Annotated in this window: 15 protein-coding genes and 1 pseudogene; 4 read left to right on the top strand and 12 right to left on the bottom strand. The window is 34.3% G+C overall.

Annotation, left to right across the window (positions count from 1 at the left end; all coding sequences use genetic code 11):
* Nucleotides 1-142: 142 nt before the first annotated feature.
* Both FLACOL7796_RS16875 and FLACOL7796_RS16880 read right to left on the bottom strand, forming a co-directional pair.
* Entirely contained in the window at nucleotides 143-976 is an 834-nt protein-coding gene (locus FLACOL7796_RS16875; protein WP_173971905.1) for a hypothetical protein, read from the bottom strand.
* 449 nt (nucleotides 977-1425) lie between these two features.
* Nucleotides 1426-1815: a hypothetical protein gene (locus tag FLACOL7796_RS16880; RefSeq protein ID WP_317168352.1), complete on the bottom strand. Its 390-nt coding sequence runs from the start codon at nucleotides 1813-1815 to the stop codon at nucleotides 1426-1428.
* 176 nt (nucleotides 1816-1991) lie between these two features.
* Here FLACOL7796_RS16880 and FLACOL7796_RS16885 point away from each other — a divergent pair, with 176 nt between their 5' ends.
* Nucleotides 1992-5195, top strand: coding sequence for a PAS domain S-box protein (locus tag FLACOL7796_RS16885; protein ID WP_173971906.1), 3204 nt, complete (start codon nucleotides 1992-1994; stop codon nucleotides 5193-5195).
* Between the two features lie 7 nt (nucleotides 5196-5202).
* Here FLACOL7796_RS16885 and FLACOL7796_RS16890 read toward each other — a convergent pair whose 3' ends face one another.
* Nucleotides 5203-5634 carry a response regulator gene (locus FLACOL7796_RS16890; protein ID WP_173971907.1) on the bottom strand — a complete coding sequence of 144 codons (432 nt, stop codon included), beginning with the start codon at nucleotides 5632-5634 and terminating at the stop codon, nucleotides 5203-5205.
* A gap of 257 nt (nucleotides 5635-5891) precedes the next feature.
* On the opposite strand from FLACOL7796_RS16890, the gene FLACOL7796_RS16895 reads away from it, so the two are divergent.
* A complete protein-coding gene (locus tag FLACOL7796_RS16895; protein WP_173971908.1) occupies nucleotides 5892-6392 on the top strand; it encodes a pyridoxamine 5'-phosphate oxidase family protein in 501 nt (166 codons plus the stop codon).
* A 249-nt stretch (nucleotides 6393-6641) separates the two neighbouring features.
* Here FLACOL7796_RS16895 and FLACOL7796_RS16900 read toward each other — a convergent pair whose 3' ends face one another.
* From FLACOL7796_RS16900 to FLACOL7796_RS16910, 3 genes are all read right to left on the bottom strand, one after another.
* Nucleotides 6642-7355 (bottom strand): DUF72 domain-containing protein, encoded by a 714-nt coding sequence (locus FLACOL7796_RS16900; RefSeq protein WP_173971909.1) that lies wholly within the window; start codon nucleotides 7353-7355, stop codon nucleotides 6642-6644.
* Nucleotides 7352-8083, bottom strand: coding sequence for a DNA-formamidopyrimidine glycosylase family protein (locus tag FLACOL7796_RS16905; protein WP_173971910.1), 732 nt, complete (start codon nucleotides 8081-8083; stop codon nucleotides 7352-7354). Before FLACOL7796_RS16905 ends, FLACOL7796_RS16900 begins: the two co-directional genes overlap by 4 nt.
* Nucleotides 8084-8158: 75 nt before the next feature.
* Complete coding sequence (locus tag FLACOL7796_RS16910) at nucleotides 8159-8731, bottom strand: YciE/YciF ferroxidase family protein (protein WP_173971911.1); 573 nt, start codon at nucleotides 8729-8731, stop codon at nucleotides 8159-8161.
* A gap of 190 nt (nucleotides 8732-8921) precedes the next feature.
* Between FLACOL7796_RS16910 and FLACOL7796_RS16915 the strand changes: the two genes are divergently transcribed.
* Complete coding sequence (locus FLACOL7796_RS16915; protein WP_173971912.1) at nucleotides 8922-9233, top strand: hypothetical protein; 312 nt, start codon at nucleotides 8922-8924, stop codon at nucleotides 9231-9233.
* 180 nt (nucleotides 9234-9413) lie between these two features.
* The gene (locus FLACOL7796_RS16920) at nucleotides 9414-9932 is read left to right on the top strand and encodes a hypothetical protein (RefSeq protein WP_173971913.1); all 519 of its coding nucleotides are present in this window, start codon (nucleotides 9414-9416) and stop codon (nucleotides 9930-9932) included.
* 235 nt (nucleotides 9933-10167) lie between these two features.
* Here the strand turns inward: FLACOL7796_RS16920 and FLACOL7796_RS16925 are convergent, their stop codons facing one another.
* From FLACOL7796_RS16925 to FLACOL7796_RS16950, 6 genes and pseudogenes are all read right to left on the bottom strand, one after another.
* On the bottom strand, nucleotides 10168-10815 hold the full coding sequence (locus tag FLACOL7796_RS16925) for a DUF5661 family protein (protein ID WP_173971914.1): 648 nt from the start codon (nucleotides 10813-10815) through the stop codon (nucleotides 10168-10170).
* A 90-nt stretch (nucleotides 10816-10905) separates the two neighbouring features.
* The gene (locus FLACOL7796_RS16930) at nucleotides 10906-11067 is read right to left on the bottom strand and encodes a DUF1328 family protein (RefSeq protein ID WP_083691381.1); all 162 of its coding nucleotides are present in this window, start codon (nucleotides 11065-11067) and stop codon (nucleotides 10906-10908) included.
* A 108-nt stretch (nucleotides 11068-11175) separates the two neighbouring features.
* Nucleotides 11176-12261 (bottom strand): DNA topoisomerase IB, encoded by a 1086-nt coding sequence (locus tag FLACOL7796_RS16935; protein ID WP_173971915.1) that lies wholly within the window; start codon nucleotides 12259-12261, stop codon nucleotides 11176-11178.
* A gap of 110 nt (nucleotides 12262-12371) precedes the next feature.
* Nucleotides 12372-12611 (bottom strand): DUF7218 family protein, encoded by a 240-nt coding sequence (locus FLACOL7796_RS16940; protein WP_173971916.1) that lies wholly within the window; start codon nucleotides 12609-12611, stop codon nucleotides 12372-12374.
* 192 nt (nucleotides 12612-12803) lie between these two features.
* Nucleotides 12804-16340, bottom strand: a complete 3537-nt coding sequence (locus tag FLACOL7796_RS16945; protein ID WP_173971917.1) for a T9SS type A sorting domain-containing protein — start codon at nucleotides 16338-16340, stop codon at nucleotides 12804-12806.
* A 434-nt stretch (nucleotides 16341-16774) separates the two neighbouring features.
* Nucleotides 16775-16979 (bottom strand): annotated as a pseudogene (locus FLACOL7796_RS16950) (hypothetical protein); the annotation flags it as partial.

Below are 16979 nucleotides of genomic sequence, written 5' to 3' on the forward strand. Positions count from 1 at the left end.
AAAACCTGGCATCACAACTTTTTGGATTGGCCTGCAAAAATTCAATTCAGTCATGCAAGGTTGGATACTCTTTAGAGATGTGTCCAGACGGTAGCCGTAAAAGCTGTTTTTTTCGTAATAGAAGTAGTATATGTGATGCTTATTAGCTAGCTAGTTTTTGATTGTATGGCTTATATGATAAGCGGTATTTTTCTTTAAAAATACGCGGCAGATAGTGTCTGCTGGTTAATCCTGCAGCATTAATTACTTCAGAAATATTCATGTGTGAGATTCTTTTAATCTCGTTAATTTGTCTGGTTGCTAAATTGACTATCGGATCAAACGTATTCATGTAATTATAACTATGTTGGGCTATCTCCATCTCGACAATTTCTTTCAGGATTAATTTTTTAAGCAGGTTTCTCACGATTCCTTGTTGCGGAAGTGTTTTTAATTCCTGCCATTTCTGAATAATTTTTAAACTGTCTGATCCTGTATAAATATAATTTCCGGATTCGTTCATGAATCGTTTCTTTAGCATAGTAATCATTTCAAAATTCTGATCGTCTGCTCCTACCGTTGTTGGCATTCCGATTAAAGAAAATTGAATGTGTTTATGACTTTCGAAATACAAAACACTATTGATAACTGATGTGTTACTTAAAATTCCGGTTTGATTCTTTTTAATGCTTTTTTTCTCTCCATTTGCGCCAAAACTGTGAGATACACTTCCGTTTTCGCAATATGCAAAAAGTATCGGAGCAGACTCAAAAGCTTCTACGCTTAAGGATACATCTTCATTAAATACAAGGTCAAAATGCATGTGAGACATTTTATTTTCAAAACAAACGCCTGTAATAGTTCCTTTTGCCCATTTTGATTTAATAGTCAAATTGTATTCGTTATTATTATTAGTAATCATTTCAGCATTAAAACTATCTTTAAGATCATTAAAAATAGCATTGAATCCTCCTGTATTTAAGTAAAGTTTTTTCATAATGGTTAGATTTTAAATAAACTGGTTCGTACTTATTTACGTACAAAAAAAATCTTTGGTTTTATCTTTTTCTGATAATTCAAATTTCAGAAATATTGTTAATCAAACCTTTATACAATTTCAGTCAGATATTTCATAATTATTATAAGGTCTTTTTACTACGAAGATTTTTTTTGCCACTAAGACACTAAGGCGCAAAGAATTTATTAAAACGATACTATAATCGCGCAGAGAAGCAGAGGCGCAAAGAATAAAGAATAAAGAGTAAAGAACAAAAGTTTTGCGTCTTTGGTTTCCAATTTTTTATCGGGATTGCACGAGATTCTGACAATCCAATTCAAAACTTAGAAACCTAGCAACTCAGCACCTTACAAAAAAAAAGCAGATGCCCCGGATAAATCCGGAACAACTGCTCCCCAGCAAAATAAAAAATACTAATCTATTTTTCGTTATGTAAGTTCATTGATATCGGCATTTTTAGAGTAATTTGCCTTTGGAATATCTTTAAAAAATTCGGCTTCTTCAAGGTCAGCCGTTGGGCCGTAACCTATTAAATGGGTTCCTTTTATCTGATCTTTTGTTTCAATTATATACAAGATAGACATATCATCAGGGTCACTCATTCCTTCGTAACGGTGATGTGCTACAATAAAAATTTCATTTGGCTGATAAGCATATTTTGTTGCAGAGTCTAATAAGGTTCCTCCTTCGAATAAAAAATTAGAAGTATAACCTTCGTCCTGATATTTTTTGATATAATCGGTTTCGTGTTTTTGCTCTTTTTTCATGACTTTATTGTATTCAGATTTTTTCAAATCTATTGTTACTTCAAATTTCATGATTGATCACAAATAAAATTAACTCAATAGATTTAAAAATTGCCTCATTCAAAAAATCAAAAAAGAAATCAATAATTAATTCACTAATTTTAACAATTCTATAAAAACCAATTTTAGAAAATATTACATTTATAACTAATACTTTCTTGTTTTAAGCAGAAACAAAAATGACTTTAATGAGTACTAAGAATCACGATTTTCTTGCCAAAGGAGGCGAAATGGGCGCGCTGACGCGTGCAAAAGACTGGAGCAAATCTTCTATTGGTCCTGTTGATTCATGGCCGCAGAGTTTACGCACGACTTTAGGAATACTTTTAAATTCAAAATTTCCGATGTTCTTATTTTGGGGACCGGAGCATATTTGTTTCTATAATGATGCTTATCGCCCAAGTCTTGGAAATGACGGGAAACATCCTGCAATATTAGGACAAAAAGGCGCCGAATACTGGCCTGAAATCTGGGATTTTATAAAACCATTAATCGATCAGGTTCTTACTGAAGGCGAAGCTACCTGGCATGAAGATCAGCTTTTACCTATATACAGAAACGGAAAAATGGAGGATGTTTACTGGACGTTTAGTTATAGTCCGGTAAATAATGATGAAGGAAAAGTAAATGGCGTTTTGGTGATTTGTAACGAAACGACCAATAAAGTAAAAATTCATAAAGACCTTGAAAACAGCAACGAACGTTATCTTAATAACATTTTACAAACCCCGAATGCCATGTGCATTTTTAGGGGAAAAGATTATGTTGTAGAAATCGCAAATGAACTGATGCTCGAAATTTGGGAACGAAAAATAGAGGAAGTCATCAACAGGCCCGTATTTGAAGCTTTGCCGGAAGTTACTGGTCAGGGTTTAGAAGATGTTTTACTTAATGTTTATAACACTGGAGAGCGTTTTACAGCCTATGAACTTCCGGTTAAATTAACCCGAAAAGGCAAGATTGTAAATACTTTTATTAATGTAGTATACGAAGCGCTAAAAGAATCTGACGGAACTATTTCAGGAATTGTGGCTATTGCAAATGATGTTACGATACAGGTAATTGCCAGAACGGCTGTTGAAGAAAGTGAAAAACGATTTAGAAATACGGTAAAACAGCTTCCGCTTGGAATTGCAATTCTTAAAGGCGCAGATCTGGTGGTCGAAATGGCGAATCTTACTTATCTTCAGATTGTCGATAAAAAAGAAGAAGAAATTCTGGACAAGCCTATTTTTGCAACTGTTCCGGAAGCTAAGGATACTGTTTATCCTTTGCTTTCAAAAGTTTATGAGGACGGAATTCCTTATTATACAGATGAATTAGAGGTTACTTTAAACCGTTATGGCAAACAGGAAGTTTGTTATTTTAATCTTGTTTTTCATCCGTTACGCGAAGAAAATGATATTTCGGGCGTTATTATTGTCAGCCACGAAGTTACGAAAGCAGTAAAAGCGCGTTATCTTTTAAAGCAAAGCGAAAAAGCTTTTCGTAATCTGGTAATGGATTCTCCTATCGCTATGGCTATTTTTAGAGGAAAAGATCATATTATCGAAATGGCGAATAATGCCATGATGAAAGACATTTGGCAGAAAAAAAAGAAGGAAACCATTGGAAAACCTATAATTGAGGTATTTCCTGAATTATTAGAACAAAAATATCCTGAATTACTGGATCAGGTGATCTTGAATAAGAAAATCGTTCGCGAAAATGAAGCGGTGGCTTATGTAGATATTAAAGGAAAGCTTAAGAAGTTTTATCTTGATTATCAATACACTCCGTTGCTTGAGAAAGAAGGAGAAGCTTCTGGAGTTATGGTTACGGTAAATGATGTAACCTCAAAAGTAGAAGCCCGTAAAAAGGTCGAAGATGCTGAGGAACGTGCCAGATTAGCCGTAGAAATTGCCGAAATTGCCACCTGGGATGTAAATATTGCGACGCAGGAATTGATATACTCAGAAAATCTAGGGCCTATTTTTGGGCACGATAAATCGGTAAAAATAACGCGACCGGAAATTCGGAATCAGATTCATCCTGATGATAAACCTATTCTGGAAGAAGCTTATAAAGTGGCTCTTAGAACCAGCATTTACAAATACGAAGCCCGTGTGGTGAAACCTGATCATTCTATAAGCTGGATAAAAGCGCACGGGAAGATATTTTTTGACGAAGATAAAAATCCTGTCAAAATGCTGGGAACAATTATGGATATTACAGATGAAAAAAACAGCCAGCAAACCTTGATTAAAAGTGAGGAAAAATTCAGACTCCTTGCCGATTCTATGCCACAGCATATCTGGACAAGCGATGCGCTGGGTAATCTTAATTATTTTAATCAATCTGTTTATACTTATTCCGGAATTCCTGTTGATGAAATAGAGAAAAAAGGATGGCTGCAAATTGTACATCCTGAAGATCGCGAAGCGAATGTAAATACATGGATGGAGGCGATAAAAACCGGAAATGATTTTATATTGCAGCATCGTTTTCGCCGTTATGATGGCGAATACAGATGGCAATTAAGCCGCGCAATTGCTCAAAAAGATGAGCAGGGAAAGATTCAGATGTGGGTAGGTACGAGTACGGATATTCAGGATCAAAAAGATTTTACTTCTAAGCTTGAAAAAGAGGTTCTGGAACGTACCGCACAACTTGAACTTAAAAACAAGGACTTGATTAATATGAATATTGAGTTGCAGTCTTTCGCTTATATATCAAGCCACGATTTGCAGGAACCATTAAGAAAAATTCAAACTTTTGCCAGTAGATTGTCTGATTTGGACGATCAGAATATTTCGGCGAAAGCCAAAACTTACCTCAGCCGTATTGAAGTTGCAGCCAAAAGAATGCAGACTTTGATTCAGGATCTTTTAGAATATTCGAGAACAAACTCGGCTGAAAGAATCTTTGTAAAAACAAATTTGGATGATATTGCCGAGGAAATAATAAGCGATTTTTCTGATCGTATCGAAGAAAAGAATGCGCAGGTTATTTTTGAGCCTTTGGGCGAAGCTACTATTATTCCGTTTCAGTTTAGACAATTGCTGCACAACTTGATCGGAAATGCTTTGAAATTTTCTAAAAGTAATGTTGCACCAATTGTTGAAATTAGAGCAGAAATCATCAAAGGAAAAGATATTAAATACGACGTAAATTATCCTGAAAAGATGTACTACCACCTTACGATTTCGGATAACGGAATTGGCTTTGAAGCCGAATATAAGGAGCGTATTTTTGAAGTCTTTAAACGTCTTAATACCGAGATTGAGTTTGCAGGAACCGGAATTGGTCTTGCCATTGTAAAAAAGATTGTAGAAAACCACAAGGGAATTATTACGGCAAGTGGCGAAAAAGGTCATGGCGCCACTTTTGATATTTACATTCCGGAATTATAGCAGTTCACTATGATTTATACACAAAGTTTTTATCGGTTGCATTGAACTTTTTCCAATCGATTTCGAGTGCATGTTCGATAGATTTTACGATATCTTTCATCAAAACAGGCTTTGTAATGAAGTAATTAGCGCCTAACTTACGACATCTTTCGATGATACTTGGCTCGTTTGAAGTCGAGAAAATAATGACCGGAATATCATTTTTAAGTTCCGAATTTCTAAGTTCAGTCAGAACGTCAAATCCGTTTTTACCGGGCATATTTAAATCTAGAAAAACCACATGTGGAGTTGGTGGCGGATTGTAGATTGCATTTAGCAATTTTTCGCCTCCGGAGTATGTCTGAAGCTGTATTTTTTTAGGTAATGATTCTACTGCATCTGTAAAAATGCTCAAATCGTCCTCATCATCATCAGTATAAAATATAGTAAAATCAGTCATATGGTATTTTGTAAATTGGGTACAAATGTTTATCAAAGATAACCAAATTTATAGATAAATCGCTCTGTTTTATATCAACCTCCAAAATATTAATAATTGAAATCTCATAATTTTTAAATCTAATTGTGTAAGCCCAAAAAACATAAAATTAGCAACTTTACAATTATCAAGTTTTAAATCAAAACAAAGATTATAGCACTCAGTAAATGAGAACTTTAATTGTATAAATATTTAATAATTTATAAAAAAATAAAGTCATGGGAGATCATAAAGACCTTACGAACGAATTTGCCGTAGATAAAATAAAAGATCTGGCAGAAAACATAAAAACGTGTATGTTTTGTACTTATAACGAATACAGACTGCAATCAAGACCAATGTCGGTACAAAAAATAGATGATTTAGGGCAGCTTTGGTTTCTATCTGATAGAAACAGCAGCCATAACGCCGAGATTAGCCTTAATCCTCAGGTAGAATTGTTTTTCTCTGAACCACACGATAAATTCCTAACCTTACACGGAACTGCTTCTATCTCGTACGACAGAGAGACAATCAAAGAATTATACGATCCAATTGTAAAAGTTTGGATGCCTGAAGGCGAAGACGATCCTAATTTAAGCGTTATAAAAGTAGTTCCGGAAGACGGTTACTACTGGAATAATAAAAACGGGAAAATGGTTGCTATTGCTAAAATGGCTACTGCATTTGTAACCGGAAAAACTATGGATGATGGTATTGAAGGTAATTTGACATTATAGTTTTTTTTTGGGGTTTAACCGCAATCCCGATAGCTATCGGGAGTTAAGATTTACGCAAAGCTCGCCAGGATTTATTTCTTGGCGGGCTTTTGTTTTTTACTGCAAAATTAGCTTGAAGTAAAAAAAATAGCCACAGATTAAATGATTTTACAGATTTAAAAAATCCTTTTAATCTTTTAATCTGTGGCTAAAAAACTTTGTGAACTTTGCGTAAATCCTTGCGCTCTTTGCGGTTAAATCACAAACCTATCATTCCAACATATGTTTTAACGCTAAAGCATTCAAAATTCCGGCTTCGCTTGCGGTGTTATTAAAATACACAAACGCTGATTTTAAATCTATTGCATTCTTTATGTCAAGTAATTCTTCAGGTGAATAACTGGAGTAAAACATCTTTGGTTTTCCGTGAAGTCTTATGAAAATTAGGGGAAAATCGGTAAAAATAGTGCTTGGTAATTGCGGATGACTAACGCTGCAGAACGTAATATTATGTGTTCTAAAAGCACTCCATACTTCTTCATTCCACCAACTTTCGTGGCGAAATTCGATTACATTTTTAAACTTTAAATCTAAGTTTCGAATGATTTGATCGAGTTTTTCTGCACTAAATTGGTAACTGGGCGGAAACTGAAACAAAATACAGCCTAATTTCTCTTTTAAACCCGTTTCGCACACTTCGTAAAACTCTTTTATTCGGTCTTCGCAGTCATTAAATTTCTTGAGATGGGTTATTTCTTTTGGTGCTTTTACCGAAAAAATAAAATTTTCAGGCGTTTTTTTATACCAGTTTTCAAAAATTCGAACGGTCGGAAACTTATAAAAGCTTCCGTTGAACTCATACGTGTTAAAGTACTGGCAATAAAACTCAAACCACCTTGAAGATGACAAGTTGTCAGGATAGAAAATTCCCTTCCAAAATCGATTATTGAAGCTTGAACAGCCAATTAAAACCTGATTTTTCATTTGTGTAGTTTTTGACAGTTGGTACAAAAAAAACTTCTTCGGCTTCTCTTCCCTGTTTTCTTTTTGTGAATGGGAAGATCACAACGAAGGCAAACTTTTTTGGCGTAAGCCAGCCAATGTTTTTTAAGCTCATTATTTTTCTTCCAATCCAGAAATTCAAAACTGTAAACCGAACATTCGTTTATAATTTTCTTTAGATCTTTTTGCGGAATTTTACCTACCAAAGATTCTGGGTGAATTTTGCATCGATACAAAACTTCATTTTTGATAATGTTCCCTACTCCCGAAAAAATGTTCTGATCTAAAATGGCATCGCAAATCATTTCGTCAGGATTTTTATCCAGGCTCTGTTTTGCTTTTTTAGGATCCCATTTTTCGTTCATTACATCTTCACTAAAATCATAATACAGATTAATATCTCCTTCGAGAATTTTAACCGAGCAGGTATAAAAGTTAAGTTCTCCATTAGAAAAAATCATGCTCAATCTGGGCTTGGTTTCTTTTTGTTCGTTTATTCGATAAGTTCCAAACATGAGCAAATGAATTTTTACGGTAAAATCATCAAAACAAATTAAAAAGTGTTTTCCCCAGGTTTTAAAACTCAAAATGGTTTTGCCCTGAAGCCGCTCGATATCAATAGCACTATTTCCGGAAACCTCGATTATTTTTTGGCCGGCAAATTGCTGCGCTTCTTCTTTTAAAATTCTTATGGATGGTCCTTCTGGCATGATCTCTATTTTAAAATTAAACTAAAAAAAGTGCAACGTAAAGCTGCACTTTTTAAGCATTATGGTTTGTTTGTCTTAATCTGCTTCTGCAGCTTCAAGATTTACAGCATTTACTGCAACCTCTGTAAGTTTTTTATCGGCTCCTTTTTCTTCGTCTAATGTAAGTTCAAGAATACCCGCTGCTTCGGTTAAACCAAGCGTTTCTGCAAATTGTCGTAAAGTACCGTAAGTGGCAATTTCGTAATGTTCTATTTTTTGTGCTGCTGCAATAATTCCAGCATCACGAACAACCCCAACTTCAGTTTCTTCGATAATCCCTTTTCCTTCTTCGATTAAGCCCGCCATTGCATCGCATTTTTTTGCAGAAGCTTTTTGTCCAATTAGCTTAAAAACCTGCTCTAATCGTAGTACATGTTCTTCCGTTTCGGTCAAGTGGCTGTTTAAAGCCTCTATTAAGTCCGCTGACGTCGCATTTTTGGTCATTAGAGGTATTGCCTTGGTCAAAGCCTTTTCTGCCCAGTAAATGTCTTTTAATCCGTCTTCAAACAATTCTGTCAATCCGGATGCTGCATCTGACTTTGCTTTTGTAACTCCTTTTTTCGCTTCAGGTTTCGAAGCCGTCTCTTTTTTACTATTTGTAGTTTTCATGGTAATAATTTTTGTTAATTAATATTTGATAAAATTACCACCTTGATTATCAGACAAGTTATATCATTATTTAGTAAAGTTGTATTCTAAACACCTGCATATTATACAACTTGATTGTAGAATTCTGTAAGATATTTTTTTCGTTGAAGGAATAGCTTTGTAATATCACAATTTAAAAAAAATACACACAATGGAAACTCATATAGATCTTACTTATCAGGAAGCTGAACTTTACTTTCAACAAAAATATCAAAGAGGACATCTAGACATCGATACGGCAATATTAATCGATAATGCTATTGATAAACTTTTGAAAAAAGATAATATCATCAGAAACGAAAATATCCCAAACGAAGAACAGGTAGTGAATGAAGATGACTATATCGCAAACACGCCGGATGAAGAATTTGAAATTATCGATGCTGATGATCTTGACGAAGTAGAACATATCGAAGACGAAGATCACTTTGATGATGACGATTTAGAAAGAAACGATAATTAATGATCGCAGTGATCAGAAAAGCAAAAAAGACTATTACCGGGTAATGGTCTTTTTTTTTGGAAGCAATTCAGCACCAAACATAACCATCTGTTAATTATGCAATTACAATTTATAATTCTATAATACAATCCGTGTATATCGTTATTAGATTTGTATATAGTAATATTAAAACGAAATGTCATGAATACTACAGATCAAAAAAACAGCACGATTAAGGGAAATAGATTTCCCGGAAATCAGAATCAAAATACAGCCGATAAAAATACTCTTATGAACGAAGAATTGTACGATATCGACGATATGAAAGAAAGCGATACCGATAATCGCGAAATTGCCGAACGTGGTTACACGGTTAGAAACGGTCATAATCCTGACAATCCAAATCCGGACGAACTTACAGATGACGAAGATGATCTCACAGATGATTTTCATAGCGAAAACGACCTGAACTCTAATACCGACGATTTGTATGAAGAAGAACTGGATCAAAACGGAAATAATATCGACGATGTAAACGACGAATTAGACAATCCGTCTGACGCTTCTTTAGAAAGAGAAGAAGAAGATTTTAACGAAACCGAAGATGTTCTCGAAGATATCGACGACAACGAAGAGGAAGAAGAAAGCGAATATATCGAAAATGATGTTCAGGAAGAAAATGATGTAGAATATCCGGATAATGATCCTAGAAAATTTTGATCAAAGGTTCAAAGGGACAGAGGTGCAAAGGGACAAAGGTCTTTTAGCAACAAAGGTTCAAAGAAGTAAAACTCAAAGTTGATATACTTTGTCTTTAACTTCTTTGAACCTTTCCTTTTGTATTATTTATCCTCTCCAAGTAGAAACCTCTGTTCCTTTGCACCTCTGCACCTCTGCCTCTTAAAAAAACCTCTGTCCCTTTGAACCTTTGTAATTTTGCCCCTCAAAAAAAGAACTAATCTCCAATAATTTCCAAAACCGGAATATCGTCCATTTTTTCCAGGCGTTCTGCAAGTCCTGCCCTAGCCTCTTTCAATTCTTCTTCGGCTTTTATAAGATCTTCGAGTAATTTTTCTTTTCCGGTAGTCACTTTATCAATTTTGCGCATGATTTCGTAAATTTCTCCCTCGGCTTCCATTACTTTTAGCCTTTTGTAGTAAGTCAGACTTTCGGTCATATGCGCTAATGCAATCATGGCCGTCAAAAACGGATGATTATTGGTTACATTCACATCTTTAATTTTGCCGTGTTCGAGTTCAACTTTCAAAGCAAAAGCAAATTCTTCCATATTAAAAGCTTCGTATTTGCTTTTTGGATTTAAATAGGCCTTAATCGACTCTACATTATTCATCGTAGACAAATCAACATCGGTTTCTTTTTTATCGTTTAAATCTTTAAAAACAACATTGCCTATTGCTCTTGCTTCGGCAACCGTAGGATCATTGTCCGGATTTTCGAAATCGCGTGTCGACCAATCCCAGTTTTTAGGATGAACAGGTTTAATATATTTTTCGCAGAAATCCGTTACATCGTTCTTTAAGCTTACCATCTCATCCTCTCTTTTGATGTAGACATCCTGATATGCGCCGCTTTTAGTTCCCATAATTCTTTTTTTTATTTTTTTTTTGAAAATGCAAACGACACATTTACCGAGATATATGTGTCGTTTTTTAATTGTTATTTTATTTGCTGACTAAATACTTTTTCTTCCGCTAATTAGAGATATAACGAATAAGACTAAAAATATGAAGAATAAAACTTTAGCGATACTTGCAGCTCCGGCGGCAATTCCACCAAAACCAAATATTCCGGCTATGATAGCAAGAATAATAAAAATGACTGTATAACGTAACATAAGCTTGTGATTTTAGTTAATAATGATTTTGTTTGTTACTCAAATTTCATACTTTTTAAAGAGATGTATTAACTCTAAACAATATATTTTTAGCACGATCAATCTGATTTACAGCAAATTGACCTGATAATTTTGTATTAATTCCGAAAACGCAATTTCGCTATGCGAAAAATGTTCTTTGTTACTTCGGCATTTTTTGGCCCGATCAAAATAGTACTGAATCGAACCGTCTTCGTAAGTCGAAACCAATAGAGGATGAACATAATAGTTTTTGCAAACATTTCTGGTATTCCCTAAAGCTTCGGCAGTTGTGTCAAAGGCAGATAAAATGTTCTTTTTAATTTCCTTTTCGTCGGTTGTCGTTCCTATTTCCATCAAAGTTTCAAAAAACACAATCGATGCTGCCCAGGTTCTAAAATCTTTGGCACTAAAATATTCTCCTGAAATTTCATGCAAATATTCGTTGACCATATGACTATCTAATACTTTTCGTTCGCCGTTTTTATCATAATATTTAAAAACTTCCCAACCCGGAATTTCCTCGCAACGACTTACTAATTTTATCAATTTCTTGTTTCTTGTCGTAATCGTGTGCTGCACTCCTTTTTTTCCGGTAAACTCAAATCGAAGCGAATTTTTATTAATATTGATATGGCGTTTTCTTAGAGTCGAAAGTCCGTATGATTTATTGTCCTTGGCGTATTTCTCATTTCCGATTCTAATATACGTTTCCTCCATTAATCGAATCACGAGTGCAACTACTTTTTCTTTCGACCATTCTTTCTTTTCTAAATCTTCGTCGACTTGTTTGCGAATCAAAGGCAGTTTCGTTCCAAACTCGGCTATTTTATAAAACTTGGTTTGGTTCCGAATCAAATTCCATTTCGGATGATATCGGTATTGTTTTCGATTTTTAATATCCAAACCCACCGCTTGCAAATGTCCGTTTGGCAAATCCGAAATCTGAACATTTACCCATGCCGGCGGAAGCACCAGACTACTAAAGCGTTTCAATTCGCTTTTTTGCTTAATGCAGCGGCCATTTTTTTTATAAATAAAACCATCCTCACCTTCACATCGTTCTATAGGCAGCCTTTGATTATTAATGTAAACTAAATCTAATTTTTCGATCACCAAATGAGGCGTCTTAATCAATTGATTCATTAATTTTTCGGTTTTGGCAGCTGCATTCATCGTCGTTTTGTTTATTTATATTGCCACAGAATAAAGATTAAAAAAGATTTTTTTTCCGATATATTCTGTTCATCCCTCCTCTGTGGCTTTTATATATTTTTTCTATAATTTTAATTACTTCGCAAAGCGTTAACAAGATTCTTTTTGCTCATATACGAACGTCCCGGAATCCCCACTTTTATCGCTTGCTGATACAGCTCAGCTTTTGTCCATTCATCATAAGGCTTTGCTCTCCCGCCCTTTTCACCTGCATCTGGGGTATTGGCAATACGAGCTGCTTTTTCTTTGCTATAGCCTATTTCTAAAAGTGCTTGATATTGTTTTTCGTTTTGAATTCTTGCATCTGGCATGACTGAAAAATTTTAAGGTTAATAACTTAGAAATATCTTATACCAAAATTCTTCAAAAAGCAGGAATTCTCTGTTATATAATTCTTCGATTTATTTTCATAATTAACTCTATGAGAGCTCATTTATAGCCAAAAAAAAAATCCCATTCGCCGTAGCAAATGGGATTTTTTAAATATTGAAATAAGATGTACTTTAGTTTTTAACGACTTTTATTGTAGTACTTCTGTCGTTGTTGTCTGTTATGGTTATAAAATAAATTCCGTTTGTTAAAGATGATAAATCAACACTATTACTTTGTTTAGCATTTAAAACAGTCTGTCCTAAAGTATTACGCACTACCATTTTTTGTATTGCATTGTCTTTCGACTGAACGTTAAACACACCTTTTGTTGGGTTTGGATATCCAATAATACTTTCAATTATAAAATCATTAGTCCCTAATTGCTTGTCTACAATTTTGGTACTTACTGTATTTGTTTTTATATCAGGATTATAATCGAAGAAAATCGCGGCATTATTATTAAAAATATCTCCTAATAAAACATTTGATTTTGGTTTGATTTTATAGGCAATATATCCGTTTGATGCTTCTTCGTTTGCCATCGCACTAGGCAAATATATTGCATCAAAAGTAAAATCAGCTTCTTTGCCGTCTTTTATAGTTACGGTATTATTATGACTATAACTTTCTATTTTAAGAGTTGTCCAGTCCAGTTTATCATCCAAAAGATTTGAAACCCTAACTCTTTGTGCATACGAATTTCCTTTATTCTGAAAACGAATAATATAATGCAAATACTCATCGGCATTATCGATCAGAACTTCTGCTCCTTCAAGTACTCTAATATCATTTGGATCATACGAACCTACAACGATTTGCTTTAAAACAAATTCGTTATCCACAGGTTTAGTATCTCCAGGAACAGGCACTGCAAGATTAAAAGATAATTTGTCTCCCAAATTTGTAGTAGGAATTGCTAAAACCTTAAATGTTATATCGATTGTTTTTGTTTCAAATGCTTTCAGGTTTTTATAAGCAAACTGAATGGTATTAGACGTTTTCGAATCGATCTGATCGCCTGAAGAAACAAACTCCAATTTCGAATCATCAAATTTTAAGGACAACAAACCACTATTCACTTTTGTACCATTATTGGTAATATGAATTTTATATTTGGATTGAAATCCCGGTCTTGCTTCCCCGTACGGATACATTCTAACTTCTAAATCTTCAAATAATGAACTTGGTACTAAACAAAAATCGACAACTTCATTTTGATTTTTGGCCGTAAATGTCGAGACCACTTTGGCAGGTGTTGCAGGATATTCTTTTACAGATGATACTATTGAAGTGGTATACGTATTAACATCTGCAATAAAATCATACGTTCCGTCCTGTTTTGTAAATGTCGAGAATGTATTGGTTCCGTTTGATGTCGAAACCAACAATAATGGCGCTTTTAGATCATTACTATCACAGCCATTATTATCAACGTCTAAACGAACTGTTCCGCGTATTGTGTTTTTAAAAGGTCCCAAGTTTTCATACCAGGCAATTTTATCTTCATTATAGTCAGATGAAATTTTATCCAGTCGTCCGTCTGCATTTAAATCAGCAATTATACCATAAGATAAATTCATAGCATTACTTGATAAAACTTTAGCAGGTCCTATTTTTCCGCCACCTAAATTTTCATTCCATGTTGTTGCCGTTTCGGTCATCATATTGTATACAATATCAATATCTCCGTCATTATCCGCATCGTATAAAGACATTGTAGCAATTGCTTTTGTAGTTCTAAATAAAATTTTAGCTGCTGCATAATCGCCTTTTCCGTCTAAGTTTTCGTACCAGCCAACATTTCTGTCACTATCACGATACACAAAATCAAGATCATTATCATTATCTAAATCAGCCATATAAACAACGTATATCTTTTCTTTAGAAATATCTTTCACATGTTCTGTCCCAAAATTTCCGGATCCGTCATTTTCATACCAAAAGATTTTTCCGTAGTTCACGACAACATAATCAACATTTCCGTCTTTATTTACGTCATCCAGAAAACAATTATAGATGTAAGATGTGCTACCATATGGCAATAGTGTTTTTTCTGCAAAAACCCCTTTTCCTAAATTTTTAATTAAATATACCTTTTCCCCGCCCAAAGTAGCAATCACATCAATATTGCCATCTTTATTAACATCGGTAAAAAGTATGTATTTCGCCTCAGTACCTGAAGCAATAAGTCGTTGTTTCGAAAAATTTCCGGCTCCATCATTTTCAAACCAAAAAACGGAAGCAACATCAGGAGAACCGTATACTAAATTAGTCGCTACTACATCTAAATCACCATCATTATCAATGTCCATAACAAAAAGTTCCCTAGGTCCGGTCATCTCAGTCGAAATAATCAACTGATCTCCCGAAAAATCTCCTAAACCGTTTGTATTTTTATACCACGCAATTTTGTTGTCATTAGATGTCGATACAATATCAATATCCCCATCACCATCAAGATCTCCACTAACTGTGTTTTGGACTCCATAAGCATATTTTGAAACCTTTTTCTCCGATCCAAAAGTACCTTTACCATCTGTATTTTTAAACAAAATAATATCTCCGTTTAATATGGTCATTAAATCTTGGGTACCATCATTGTTCATATCACCAGCAGCAAAACTATTAAAACGCGACGGGCTCGATTTTATAATTTGTTCAGGCCCAAACGAGCCGGCACCCTTATTTTTATACCAACTAAATTTATTTGCCTTGGTGTAATAAAACAGAATATCTTTTTTGCCATCTGCATCAAAATCTGTTACTAAAATTCTATAATATTCAGCATTAAAAACTCCTGTAAAAGTTGGTAAACTTACTAAAGACTTAGCCGCACTAAATGTTCCCTTGCCATCCTTATTTTCGTACCATCTTACTGCTATCGAACCTCCGTTATCATACACAAAAACAATATCCTGATCGCCGTCATTATCAATATCCTCTCCTACTAATTTATATTCCATCGAGACATTAGTTATCATCCCTAGCGAAAGAAAAGTACCGTTGCTTTGCTGCAAAAACGTTTTTAACTGGTTGGTATATCTAATCACCAGATCCGGCAATTTATCTCCGTTAATATCTATTGCCGAAAAGCTCAAAAAATCTGTAATAAGAGTGGTTCTTGTAAAATTACCCGCTCCATCATTTTTTAAACAATTTAGCCAACTGCTCGAATAATTATTTGCAGTCCTAATAAGAATATCAGGATCATTGTCATTATCAATATCTATGATCTGATAAGTACTTGAGCCAGTATCACTAATAAAATCATTCGCATAAAGTAAAACCGGACTGCTAAAAATTCCCTGCCCGTCTGTATTTTTTATCCAGTAAACACCATTTGCTTCTGTAGACCATTTTCCTGTAAAAACTACGTCCGGAAATCCGTCTTTATTAATATCCAAAACATCAATTCTTCCGCCCGAAGCATTTGCAATTGTTATAGGCTTGCTAAAATCACCTGATCCGTTTAGATTTTTATACCAAACAATTTCATCGCCTGCAATAGTAACGATATCCAAAAAACCATCACCATTTATATCTGCCGTAGCAACTGCCTGCGGATTTTGAGAACCAAAAGACTTATCAATTACAACATGTTCCTGATAACCATTTTGAGCAGATAAAGTTGCGGTAATAAATAAGAAGAAGAGTAATTTTTTTTTCATAAGCTACTGAAGTTTTAGTCCGGATTTTATTTGTTAAATTTCCCCACGAACTTAGTAAATTAATATCAATTATCGTTAAAAGATAGTAAAAACCTAATAGTTTTAGAAAACCCCACACTTTTTGTTATAAAATGCAATTCTCAATTCTCGTTACAAGCCCTATAGTTCTTGCTATAATCAAGAAATAGTATCAAAATTTTCAGGAGCTATTTCCTGCTGTCCGCTATATCTTTTATGGTGAACCCCACCATAAAAGGATGCCGCTCCCATCAGGGCTAGGAGATTTGGTTTCATAAGAAGTTTTTTTTTGAAGATAACATCATGATTTAATGAATTATAGCAATCCATTTTAAATGCAAAAAACCCGATCTTTTCAGATCGGGTTTTTTATTATTGAATTTAGAAGATGTAAACAAGAAATATAAAACTACATATCAGAGATTCTTTTTAGATCCATCATCATTAATAAATTTAAAATCATAATTTTCATTTAGCACTTTTCCATCAAGCTGAATAAAAGTTCCAAATTGACCTCTCCAATCTTCAAAATCATTTTCATTAATTGTATCCCATCGAATCATTCCGCAAAAATCAGGCTGATCCAGTTCAGGAGCTAAAACAACCCCGACTTCGCCTTCT

This window comes from Flavobacterium bizetiae, from assembly GCF_902804475.1.
GTDB lineage: Bacteria > Bacteroidota > Bacteroidia > Flavobacteriales > Flavobacteriaceae > Flavobacterium > Flavobacterium bizetiae.

What these genes read in the sequence shown, in the direction of transcription:
- FLACOL7796_RS16900 (WP_173971909.1), bottom strand. Translation starts at nt 7,355, where the DNA reads ATGAAAAATCAGGTTTTAATTGGCTGTTCAAGCTTCAATAATCGATTT.
- FLACOL7796_RS16890 (WP_173971907.1), bottom strand. Translation starts at nt 5,634, where the DNA reads ATGACTGATTTTACTATATTTTATACTGATGATGATGAGGACGATTTG.
- FLACOL7796_RS16935 (WP_173971915.1), bottom strand. Translation starts at nt 12,261, where the DNA reads ATGAATGCAGCTGCCAAAACCGAAAAATTAATGAATCAATTGATTAAG.
- FLACOL7796_RS16880 (WP_317168352.1), bottom strand. Translation starts at nt 1,815, where the DNA reads ATGAAATTTGAAGTAACAATAGATTTGAAAAAATCTGAATACAATAAA.
- FLACOL7796_RS16905 (WP_173971910.1), bottom strand. Translation starts at nt 8,083, where the DNA reads ATGCCAGAAGGACCATCCATAAGAATTTTAAAAGAAGAAGCGCAGCAA.
- FLACOL7796_RS16910 (WP_173971911.1), bottom strand. Translation starts at nt 8,731, where the DNA reads ATGAAAACTACAAATAGTAAAAAAGAGACGGCTTCGAAACCTGAAGCG.
- FLACOL7796_RS16915 (WP_173971912.1), top strand. Translation starts at nt 8,922, where the DNA reads ATGGAAACTCATATAGATCTTACTTATCAGGAAGCTGAACTTTACTTT.
- FLACOL7796_RS16930 (WP_083691381.1), bottom strand. Translation starts at nt 11,067, where the DNA reads ATGTTACGTTATACAGTCATTTTTATTATTCTTGCTATCATAGCCGGA.
- FLACOL7796_RS16895 (WP_173971908.1), top strand. Translation starts at nt 5,892, where the DNA reads ATGGGAGATCATAAAGACCTTACGAACGAATTTGCCGTAGATAAAATA.
- FLACOL7796_RS16885 (WP_173971906.1), top strand. Translation starts at nt 1,992, where the DNA reads ATGAGTACTAAGAATCACGATTTTCTTGCCAAAGGAGGCGAAATGGGC.
- FLACOL7796_RS16940 (WP_173971916.1), bottom strand. Translation starts at nt 12,611, where the DNA reads ATGCCAGATGCAAGAATTCAAAACGAAAAACAATATCAAGCACTTTTA.
- FLACOL7796_RS16875 (WP_173971905.1), bottom strand. Translation starts at nt 976, where the DNA reads ATGAAAAAACTTTACTTAAATACAGGAGGATTCAATGCTATTTTTAAT.
- FLACOL7796_RS16925 (WP_173971914.1), bottom strand. Translation starts at nt 10,815, where the DNA reads ATGGGAACTAAAAGCGGCGCATATCAGGATGTCTACATCAAAAGAGAG.
- FLACOL7796_RS16945 (WP_173971917.1), bottom strand. Translation starts at nt 16,340, where the DNA reads ATGAAAAAAAAATTACTCTTCTTCTTATTTATTACCGCAACTTTATCT.
- FLACOL7796_RS16920 (WP_173971913.1), top strand. Translation starts at nt 9,414, where the DNA reads ATGAATACTACAGATCAAAAAAACAGCACGATTAAGGGAAATAGATTT.